The sequence below is a fragment of the uncultured Kiloniella sp. genome (assembly GCF_937128705.1).
GTDB lineage: Bacteria > Pseudomonadota > Alphaproteobacteria > Kiloniellales > Kiloniellaceae > Kiloniella.
In genome coordinates this window covers 1-10,562 of sequence record NZ_CAKZMP010000252.1, presented here as the reverse complement: position 1 = coordinate 10,562, position 10,562 = coordinate 1, and the positions used below count along the sequence as shown (strand labels likewise).

5 protein-coding genes and 1 pseudogene are annotated in these 10,562 nt (G+C 48.9%); 5 read left to right on the top strand and 1 reads right to left on the bottom strand.

The genetic code is table 11. The features are described 5' to 3' along the window. Both Q0241_RS13100 and Q0241_RS13095 read left to right on the top strand, forming a co-directional pair. Nucleotides 1-1,253, top strand: a 1,253-nt coding sequence (locus Q0241_RS13100) for a gamma-glutamyltransferase (RefSeq protein ID WP_299378171.1), incomplete at its 5' end; no start/stop codon positions are given. A gap of 9 nt (nt 1,254-1,262) precedes the next feature. After that, nucleotides 1,263-2,405: an aminotransferase class I/II-fold pyridoxal phosphate-dependent enzyme gene (locus tag Q0241_RS13095; RefSeq protein WP_299378168.1), complete on the top strand. Its 1,143-nt coding sequence runs from the start codon at nt 1,263-1,265 to the stop codon at nt 2,403-2,405. A gap of 101 nt (nt 2,406-2,506) precedes the next feature. On the opposite strand, the gene Q0241_RS13090 is transcribed toward Q0241_RS13095, so the two are convergent. Beyond that, the gene (locus tag Q0241_RS13090; protein ID WP_299378166.1) at nt 2,507-5,452 is read right to left on the bottom strand and encodes an Rne/Rng family ribonuclease; all 2,946 of its coding nucleotides are present in this window, start codon (nt 5,450-5,452) and stop codon (nt 2,507-2,509) included. A 555-nt stretch (nt 5,453-6,007) separates the two neighbouring features. Here Q0241_RS13090 and Q0241_RS13085 point away from each other — a divergent pair. The 3 genes and pseudogenes from Q0241_RS13085 to Q0241_RS13075 form a co-directional block, all read left to right on the top strand. Further along, complete coding sequence (locus Q0241_RS13085) at nt 6,008-7,249, top strand: N-acetylmuramoyl-L-alanine amidase (protein WP_299378163.1); 1,242 nt, start codon at nt 6,008-6,010, stop codon at nt 7,247-7,249. A gap of 176 nt (nt 7,250-7,425) precedes the next feature. Beyond that, nucleotides 7,426-9,864 carry a penicillin-binding protein 1A gene (locus Q0241_RS13080; RefSeq protein WP_366941184.1) on the top strand — a complete coding sequence of 813 codons (2,439 nt, stop codon included), beginning with the start codon at nt 7,426-7,428 and terminating at the stop codon, nt 9,862-9,864. A gap of 87 nt (nt 9,865-9,951) precedes the next feature. After that, nucleotides 9,952-10,562: pseudogene (locus Q0241_RS13075) on the top strand (PCRF domain-containing protein); the annotation flags it as partial.

The window sequence follows — 10,562 nt, the reverse complement described above, 5'->3', positions numbered from 1 at the left end:
CTGGTGGCGTTATTCCAAAAGCGCCCCGTGTAATGGCAGCGCTACATGCTAAATACGGTTCTGTTCGTTGGCAGCAGCTTGTTGCATACGGAGAGAATCTGGCACGCTTTGGAAACCCTGTTAGCCGTTCCTTTGCTTATGATCTGGCCCTTGCTAATCAACGACTTGGGGTTAATGCAGAACTTTTGAGTAAGTTTGCACGCGAAGATGGCAAGCTGCCGCGCGAGGGCGATAAACTTGTTCAAGCTGAATTGTCAGGACTTCTTGGAGGATTGAGAGCTCAGGGGGCAGGATATTTGTATGCCGGGGCGTTGACCAGACGCTATGCCGAGGCGTCAACAAACGCAGGTCTGCCCTTAACCAGTGATGAAATTCGAAATTACCTACCAACTTTTGAAGAGCCACTTACCGTACAGGTCAAAGATGATCTGGCCTATTTCTCTGGTGACTATTCCGGTAGTGCGCTTGTGACGGCAAACCTATTGGGGCAACTGCATGTGAGCGATAACTACGGTGAGGCTTCTCAAGGTGAGAGAGCGCACATGTTTGTCGAAGCATTGAAAAGAGCTCATGTTGTGCGTGCTGGTGTAGCCTCGGGACAAATTCCCGTAGAGGCAGCCCTTGGTGAAGAAGCGCTGGAAAATGTATTTGAAAGCTATAGTTCAGGTAAGTCGACACCAGTATCTGCATTGCCATTCCAGCCAATAGCTGCGTCTGGAAATCCCTATGCAGCTGGTTTCTCTGTTATTGATAAATATAACAATGCTATTGCCTGTAGCTTTACATTGAACGGCCTGTTCGGTTCCGGCCGCATGCTTCAGGACATGGGTGTTGTTTTGCCCGCACCACCTCGGTCTTCTGCGGATGGCCTGGATACTGTTGTTAGTGTTGTTGTTGCAAATGATCCAACCACTTTTTCCCGATATGCCGGGACATCCGCGGGTGGGGCTGTCAGTGCCTCTGCATTGGGGAAAGTCATGGCGGATACCTTGTTGGGGGACGTCGCGCTAAGGGAAGCTGAGTCGTCTGCCCGATTACACCATAGCGGTAAGCCGGATGTTGTGTTTTACGAGAAAGATAGTCCAAGTGACATCATTGAAAGCCTTAAAAGCAAAGGTCATGATGCAAGACCAGCCCCGGAATTTGGCCGTGTTAATTCTAGCCATTGTGCAAAAAGTTTAAAGTTTAATCCTGAAACCTGTAGTTCTGCCGCGGATAAACGCGGGTATGGCTTGAGCCGTTTGGCACGATAGGACAGAAGTATGGCATTGAAGCTTTCGAACAGGGGGGATATTCCCCCCTTTATCGTGATGGATGTTTTACGCGCAGCAAATGAACGGGCTGCGGCGGGTGAAGACATTCTTCATCTTTCTCTTGGTCAGCCAGCAACACCAGCCCCTGATTATGTTCTTGAGACAGTCAAATCAGCCCTGGATACTGAGATGATTGGTTATACAGATGCGATGGGGATTCCCGAGTTACGACAGGGAATTGCAGATCACTATATGCATCTGTACAAGCAAAAGGTTGATCCCAGGCGTGTCATGGTGACGACGGGATCTTCGGCGGGTTTCCTGTTGTCTTTTCTTGCTGCGTTTAACCCCGGCGACCGGGTTGCATTAGCAGCACCGGGATATCCTGCATACCGTAATATACTCGTCGCGCTGGACATCGAACCTGTCCTGATTGAGGTTGGTCCGAAAGAACGCTTTCAGCCAACGGCCGAGCTGTTGGCAGCGCAAGGCGAATTGGATGGTGTTATCATTGCCAGCCCATCTAATCCGGCAGGTACAATGCTGAGTGAAGAGGCTTTGAAAAGTATTATAGATTACTGTGATGCGAATGAGGTCCGGTTGATTTCTGATGAGATATATCACGGTATTAGTTATGGCACGCAGGAAACGACAGCTCTGAAATTCACCGATGATGCATTTATCATCAACTCCTTTTCCAAGTATTTCTCTATGACAGGATGGCGGCTGGGGTGGATGATCCTACCCGAAGACATGTTGCGTGCAGAGGAATGTCTTGCTCAGAATTTCTTTATATCCCCGCCGACACTTTCTCAAATAGCGGGTGCCGCAGTCTTTAAGTGTTATGATGTTCTTGAGAGTTACGTGGCGCAGTACGCTCGTAATCGGGAAATATTGCTGAACGAGCTTCCAAGCGTCGGTTTTGATAATTTGGCACCCGCTGACGGCGGGTTCTACATCTATGCCGATATTAGCAATCGTACTAATGACAGTCAGTCTTTCTGTTCACGCCTTTTGGCTGAAACAGGTATTGCAGCAACGCCAGGTGTTGATTTTGATCCTTTTAATGGAACCCACTTTATGCGGTTCTCTTTTGCTGGGACGGAACAGACAATGCTTGAAGCAGTGAAGCGCCTTAAAAGCTGGCGATAAGCTGTTTGTTGGGTTACCTGAAACGATCAGAAAATAACCAGAAAAGAAAAAGCCCCGGATCAATCAATCCGGGGCTTTTTTTGTTTTAGGTCTAACTGGGATTAGTTTCCAGTTATTCTGCTCCACCAGCCTTTTTTCTTGGGGCCAGAGGGTTGAGCCGGTGCGGCAGTCTCCGCTTTAGCGGAGGGGCTTTTCGCGGCAACTTCGGCTACAGGTTGGGGGGCTGAAGCTTTAGGCTCCGACTTGGTTTCCGGCTTTGAAGCGGGTGTTTCAATCGGAATGGTTTTGACTTTAGAAGAAGATGTGGTTGTCTTTTCTGTCATTGCCTTGGTTGCCGGAGCTGCTTTCTTTCTAGGGCGTCCAACGGGACGTCCAGTTTTTGTTGCGGCTTTTGCCCGGGTTCGTGGTTTAGCCTTTGGCGCGTCCTCTGATGTCTTTTCTGATTTTACAGCAGCGGCGGCAGCAACAGTCTCTTTTTCTTCTGCGGCAGCGGTTGGTTCCGGTGTCACTTCAGTTGCTGTATCTGCTGTTGTCTCTACTGGCGTATCTGCGGCTTCAGCTTCGACTTTCTTGCGAGGGCGCCTTGTCGTTGTCGCCCGTTTGCGTGGCGCACGAGGCTTCTTTGGCTTTTCTTCAGCATTGGAAGCTGGCTGTGCTTCGTCAGAAGAAGTGTTTTCGCTGTCGTCCATGCCAGAAGATGCTGTATCAGCAGATGCAGAGTGTTCTGATGTGGCTACACTGTCTTGCGGGGCATCTTCTTTTGCAGATGTATCCGTTGATGTGGGTTTTCTGCGACGAGGACCGCGACGACGTTTTGGTTTTTCGTCATCAGATGTTTTGTCTTCGGTAGAAGCAGTAGCTTCGTTTGTTGCTTCTGCGCTAACCTCGGACGTGTTCTCTGTATCCTGACTGGTGTCAGATTCTACAGCACCCGCATTTTCCTGGGCTTCAGATCCGTCTTGCAGTTCTTCTTCACCCTCAGGACGTCTGGTTCTTCTGCGTCCACCACGTTTCCCGCGGCGACGGCGCTTGCGTGGACGTCCATCATCGTCAAATCCGTCCTCGTTACGTACGGTATCCTGATCGCTATCAGCGGTCTGGCTATCCGTCTGGGCAGCGTCGAGGCTTGAATCCAGATTAACTTCGCCGTCAGCATCCGAGGATTCAGGGCGGTCTTTACGGCGGCGACGGCGACGGCGACGCTTAAGGTCTCCATCTTGACGGTCGTTATTATTACGTTCTGGGCGTTCCGAACGCTCTTCATCAAGCTTTCTTGTCGATTTTACCTGTGTTGATTTTACAGGCTCAAGCGGCATGATTTCATCAACTGGTCCGTCGTTATTTGCAACCAGTCGTTCCAAACGGAAGTTCGGAATGACGATACTGTCATCAGCATTGATATCAACGGCAAAGTTATATCGTTGTTCAATGTCTATCAGACGTGAACGTTTTTGATTCAGAATGTAAAGTGCAACTTCGGTCGGAACGTAGAGCGCAATTTTGCCGCTGCCTTTACGAATGCCATCTTCTTCCAGCGCACGAAGCGCATGAAGCGCAGCAGATTCTGTGGTTCTGACTGTTCCTATTCCGTCACAGTGCGGGCAAACTACAGTTGAATTTTCAACAATGCTTGGGCGCAACCGTTGGCGGGACATTTCCAGCAATCCAAAGGGGCTGATCCGCCCCAACTGGATACGTGCCCGATCTGCTTGCATGGCGTCTTTTAGACGCCGTTCAACTTCGCGGTTGTGTTTTTGGTCATCCATATCGATGAAGTCAATAACCAGAAGTCCGGCCAGATCACGCAGGCGTACCTGTCGTGCGACTTCATCGGCTGCTTCCTGGTTGGTTTTGAAAGCAGTTTCTTCGATATGACGTTCTTTGGTTGCACGGCCAGAGTTAACATCGACGGCCACCAACGCTTCGGTTGGGTTGATAACCAGATATCCGCCTGATTTTAGCTGTACAATCGGGTTATGCATGGCATCAATCTGTGTCTCTACCTGAAAACGGTGGTAGAGCGGAACCTGCATGCCTTTGTAGTGCTTAACCTTCTTGGCATGGCTTGGCATCAAAGATCGCATACAGCTTTTGGCCATTTTGTATCCGCGGTCACCTTCGACCAAAATCTCTTCCATATCACTGGTATAGAGATCGCGCATCGCCCGTTTAATCAGGTTCGCTTCTTCGTAAATCAGGTTTGGCGCTTCGGATTTTAGCGTGTTTTCGCGAATTTCATTCCAAAGGCGAATAAGGTATTCGTAATCGCGTTTGATTTCCATTTTCGTACGCTGGCTACCAGCAGTACGAACGATCACAGCAATCCCTTCGGGGATTTTCAATTCGGAAAGAATATCTTTTAGACGTTTACGGTCATTTGGATTGCTGATTTTACGGCTAATCCCGCCACCTTTGTTGGTGTTGGGCATCAGAACCGAATATCTACCAGCAAGTGACAGGTATGTGGTTAGCGCAGCGCCTTTGTTGCCACGCTCTTCTTTTGCGACCTGAACCAGAATAACCTGACGACGTTTGATGACCTCTTGAATTTTGTAACGCTTCATGAGGTTTACACGAGACTTTGTTTTCGTTTCAAAGTCAGACTCGTCTTCATTGATGCTATCGACAGAGGTTTCCCCGGCGATCTCTTCAATGGTGTCGTCTTGTTGCTTTTCTACACTCTCGAGGGAGGTTGAAGAAACATCAGAAGTATCTTCTTCTGCTGGTGGCGTATTGCTCTCATCTTCTTCCTGAACATCAATAACAGCTTCTTCAGCCATGATGCTATCGCGATCGGCAACCGGCACACGATAATAGTCCGGATGAATTTCGCTGAAGGGAAGAAAACCATGCCTGTTTCCGCCGTATTCTACGAATGCAGCTTGGAGAGATGGTTCAACACGGGTTACACGAGCGAGGTAGATATTTCCTTTTAATTGTTTCTTGGATTGGGTTTCAAAATCAAAGTCTTCAAGTTTGTTTTCGTTGTGTACCACTACCCGGACTTCTTCCGGGTGGGTGGCATCGATTAGCATACGCTTTGCCATTCGTGAGTAACTCCAGCGTGCGGCCTGCGCCTTTGGTAAGCCGTATCAAAGGCGGCGCACGGAACATCATTGTCGATGAATTTATATGACCAAGAGCGTTCATTACCGTTTCTTTATCCTGCGTATCCGTAGTTTAGAACGGGAACGCTCTCGCTTGAGAATCACCCATAAAATTCAGGTGATTCGATTAAGTTAAAAAGTGTTGAGGGGGTAGTTGTTTTTGTAAAACCTTGCCCCATCAGTTTGGCTTGTTGTACTTGCTTCTCAGGGCGTCTTTTATAAAGACCGAAATCTGTAGCTTCTGGCTAACAGAGCCTCCTGAGGCATCAGTACACGCTGTAAGTTGGGATATTGTCCCACTATCAGCGTAGAATTTTCTGCCTGTAGACTAACAGGACCGCTCCCTCTGTGCTAGAAGGTAATTTCACTTTTTTGAATTCATTTTAAAATTACGTGATAATAGGGGTCTGTTTTGAGTATGTTTTTCGAGTAACATACTTGAATCAAACCGAAAATAGCTTGGTGTTAAACAGTGATATTTGAGATAAAGAGCGCATGAACGTTAGGTTTTTTAGCTGTACCAGACTGGCGGGACTTTTCCTGACCTTGGTTGCTCTTTTCGTAACAGTGGGTGCACAGAGTTCTGATCTGGATGCGATACGAATCGGAAAGCATCCGGATAAAACGCGTTTTGTGATGGAATTATCCGAAGAACCGGCTTATCGGATTTTCACGCTTCCTGATCCGTACCGCATTGTTATTGACCTTCCCAAATTGAACTGGAAGGTGCCTAAGAACAAGGTTCCTAGGGCAACAGGGGCTGTGCAGGCACTCCGTTTTGGTTTGTTTGAACCGAATATTAGTCGCGTGGTTCTGGATGCACGATATCCTGTTTCTATTACCTCGGCCTTTTTGCTACCGCCAAAAGACGGGCATAAACATCGACTGGTCGTGGATATCAAACGTATTACCGCGGCAACCTATAAGTCATCGGGTGAACAGAAACGTCAGCTGACATCCGCGACGCCGCTAAAGGAAGAAACACAGGTGGCGGCAACGCCGATCGCACCCGCTTTGACCGCGCCTAAAAAGCCGAAGAATGCAAAAAAGATCATCGTTGTTGATCCCGGCCATGGGGGCGTTGATCCCGGTGCTATTGGGGTATCGGGTATACAAGAAAAGAAGCTCGCCCTGAGTTATGCGCAAAGCCTGAAAAAAATTCTGGAGAGTAAAGGGCGTTACAAGGTTGTTATGACCCGGAACACGGATACATCTTTGGCCCTTCGACAACGGGTTGGAATCGCGCAAAAAGCCCATGGAGATCTTTTTATCTCTCTGCACGCGAACAAGCATCCGTCGAGCCGGGTTCGCGGTTTCTCGGTTTATAGCCTGTCTGAAAACGGGTCAGATAAAGAAGCCGAAGCCTTGGCCGCAAAAGAGAACAAAGCTGATATTATCATAGGCTTTGATTTGAGCGAACAATCTGCAGATGTCAGCAAAATTTTAATCGATCTGGCGCAACGCGAAACCAATAATCAAGGCAAGCAGTTTGCAAACGTTTTGGTTGGTGAGATGAAAAGGGAAGCCAAGCTGTTGGGACGTCCCCATCGCTCAGCAGGTTTTGCCGTGCTGAAATCACCCATAATTCCATCTGTATTGGTCGAGCTTGGTTACATGTCGAACAGACAGGAAGAGCGATTACTGAGAAGCGACAAGCACAAGGAAAAATTGGTGGCCGCAATTGGCCGGGCAGTCGATCAATATTTCGGTAAACTGGAAAGTTATAACGCGCAATAACTGGCTTCTCTGCGCTTTCTGTTATAATAACGGGAAAGAATTTATCCCACGATCGTTCCTATTTGACGTTGTGGGGGCAAAAAGTGTGGCAGGCTATTGTCTATTTTGCCATATGATTGTCATAGTTTTGAGGCAGATTTGCCGAGTATGCATTGATGCTGGTTAGGATTTAAGGCGTGAAGTTTCTTAAGATATTAGGCTATTTGTTTGGTCTGGGAATTGTGATGGCAATTGCTGGCGGGGGTGTGGTTCTCTATGCCTTTTACGAATATGGCAAAGGTCTGCCGGAACATACAGATCTTAAGGATTATGATCCGCCAACCGTAACCCGTGTCCATGCGGGTGATGGTCGTTTGATGGAAGAATACGCCAAGGAAAAGCGTATTTATGTTCCTATCACAGCGGTTCCGACCCGTGTTAAAGACGCCTTTCTTTCTGCGGAAGATAAAGACTTTTATACCCACGGTGGGTTGAATTATTTCTCGCTTGCCCGTGCCATGCTGACCAACATCAAAAACATTGGGTCAGGCAAACGGTTGATCGGTGCGTCGACGATTACGCAACAGGTCGCAAAGAACTTTTTGCTGACCAACGAAGTTTCTTATGAACGTAAAATCAAAGAAGCAATCCTGACCTATCGAATTGAACATGCTTTTGAAAAAGAGCGTATTCTGGATTTGTATCTGAACGAGATCTTTCTTGGCTATCGATCTTATGGTGTCGCGGCGGCTTCGTTGAACTATTTCAACAAATCCCTTGATGAGTTAACAATTGCAGAAGCGGCCTATCTGGCTGCACTACCAAAAGCACCGTCCAACTATCACCCTGTACGTCGTCACGGCGCAGCCCTCGCGCGGCGTAACTGGGTTATCGGGCGTATGCTTGAAAACGGCAAGATTACCCAGGTCGAAGCTGAAACTGCATGGCAATCCCCGTTAAAGGTGATCAAGCGGGATCGAACCGAAGTTATTGACGCACCTTATTTTTCAGAAGAAGTGCGCCGTGAGTTGATCGACCTTTATGGGGAAGACGGGCTTTACGAAGGCGGGTTGTCTGTTCGCACGACGTTGCAGCCAAGGCTGCAAAAGATTGCGCAGAAAAGTTTGCGCGATGGATTGATTGAATACGATCGCCGTCATGGGTGGCGAGGTCCGGTTGCGACTTATGATCCGGAATCGCCGGACGGATGGAAAATACAGCTGGAAGCGATCCCCACACCCAAGGGGGCAGAGCCTTGGCAGCTTGCTGCGGTTTTGGAAGTTGGTAAAAAATCCGTTTCCATCGGTCTTGTTGACGGCACCCGTGGCACTATTCCCATGAGCGAGTTGAAATGGGCGCGTAAGTGGCTCAAGAATCAGCGTTTTGGCGGCGTGCCGAGTACGCCGGGGCATGTGTTATCACTAGGGGATGTCGTTCTTGTTGAGGGTGTTAGCAAAACACCAAAAGGAAATGACTATCCCGAAAATACTTTTGCCTTGCGTCAAATTCCGGATGTGAACGGTGGGCTTATCGCCATTGATCCGCACACGGGCAGAGTTTTAGCCATGTCGGGTGGCTTTTCCTTTTCGCGGAGTTCATTCAACCGCGCAACACAGGCGATTAGACAGCCGGGTTCTGCGATTAAACCGTTTATTTACCTCACCGGTCTGGATAATGGCTATACCCCTGCAACGCTTATTCAGGATGCACCGTTCTCCTTAGATCAGGGGGCAGGTCTTGGTAAATGGAAACCAGCGAACTATACCAAAAAGTTCTATGGCCCGACCCGTATGCGGGTTGGTTTGGAAAAATCCCGAAACCTGATGACAGTTCGTCTGGCCCAGAATGTTGGCATGGACAAAATTGTCGAATATGTCAGGCGTTTTGGTATTGAGAACAATATGAAACCCGTGTTGTCCATGTCGTTGGGGGCCGGGGAAACATCCTTGCTACAGATGACCACGGCTTATGCCATGCTGGTTAATGGCGGTAAGCGGATTGAACCAACACTGGTTGATCGCATTCAAGATCGGCGTGGGAAAACGGTTTTCAGACACGATTCCCGAAATTGTATACCCTGTGTCAGCGATGGTGAGTGGCAGAACCAATCTGTCCCCACATTGCCGGATACGCGCGAACAGATCGTTGATCCCGCAACCGCTTATCAGGTTGTGTCTATGCTTGAAGGTGTGGTGCAACGTGGGACAGGGCGCAGAATTAAATCTATTGGCAAGCCGCTTGGCGGGAAAACGGGGACAACCAACAAAAGCTTTGATGCCTGGTTCCTTGGTTTCTCTCCGGATTTGGCGGTCGGGGCCTATGTTGGCTTTGATAACCCCAAAACGCTGGGGGCCAGAGAACAGGGCGCAAGTGCTGCCGCGCCAATCTTCAAATCCTTTATGGAAGAGGCCTTAAAAGGTGCGCCAGCAACGCCCTTCCGTGTTCCGGCAGGTATCAGGCTGGTCAGAATTAACGCTGAAACAGGCCGTCTTGCCGGGGTGAATGATAGCAATGTCATTGTCGAAGCCTTCAAGCCGGAAAATGTGCCATCGCCTAATTTTTCAGGTGCTGGCGAAGAGAATGACAATCCGCTTTTGTCTGTGACCGATGGATTAACAACCGAGGGGTTGTACTAACCCGCCTGAAACAGGTAGAAGACGAAACGGTTAGAAAAAACCGAACTATTTATTTTAAAAATTAGCTGATGAGGAGGCCGTATAAACATGCGCGCCGAGATCGAAGCGGCGGTTAGCGATATTGAACAGTCGCTGATCCTGCTGAGGAGGCATCTTTGACTGGGATGCCGCACTTAGACGATTAGACGAACTTAACGTTCGTGCTGAAGACCCTGAACTCTGGAATGATCAGCAGCTTGCCCAAGCGCTGATGAAAGAGCGTACCCATCTGGAACAGTCGATTGCGGCTGTGCGCAAGATCGAAAGCGATGTGGAAGAAGCCACCTTGCTGATCGAGATGGGCGATGACGAGGGTGATCAGGATTCTGTTGATGAAGGTGAAAGCCAGATTTTCGCCCTGAAAGAACTGGCGGACAAGAAGCAGCTGGAAAGCTTGCTGTCTGGTGAAGCCGATGCCAATGACTGTTACCTACAGGTCAATGCTGGTGCTGGTGGGACAGAGGCGCAGGATTGGGCTGAAATGCTTTTGCGCATGTACACGCGTTGGTCCGAACAACATGGCTATAAAGTTGAATGGCTGGAAGAAAGTAGCGGTGAAGAAGCCGGTTTGAAGTCCGCGACGGTCATGATCAAGGGGCATAATGCTTATGGCTGGTTAAAAACCGAAGCTGGCGTTCATCGCCTTGTGCGGATTTCCC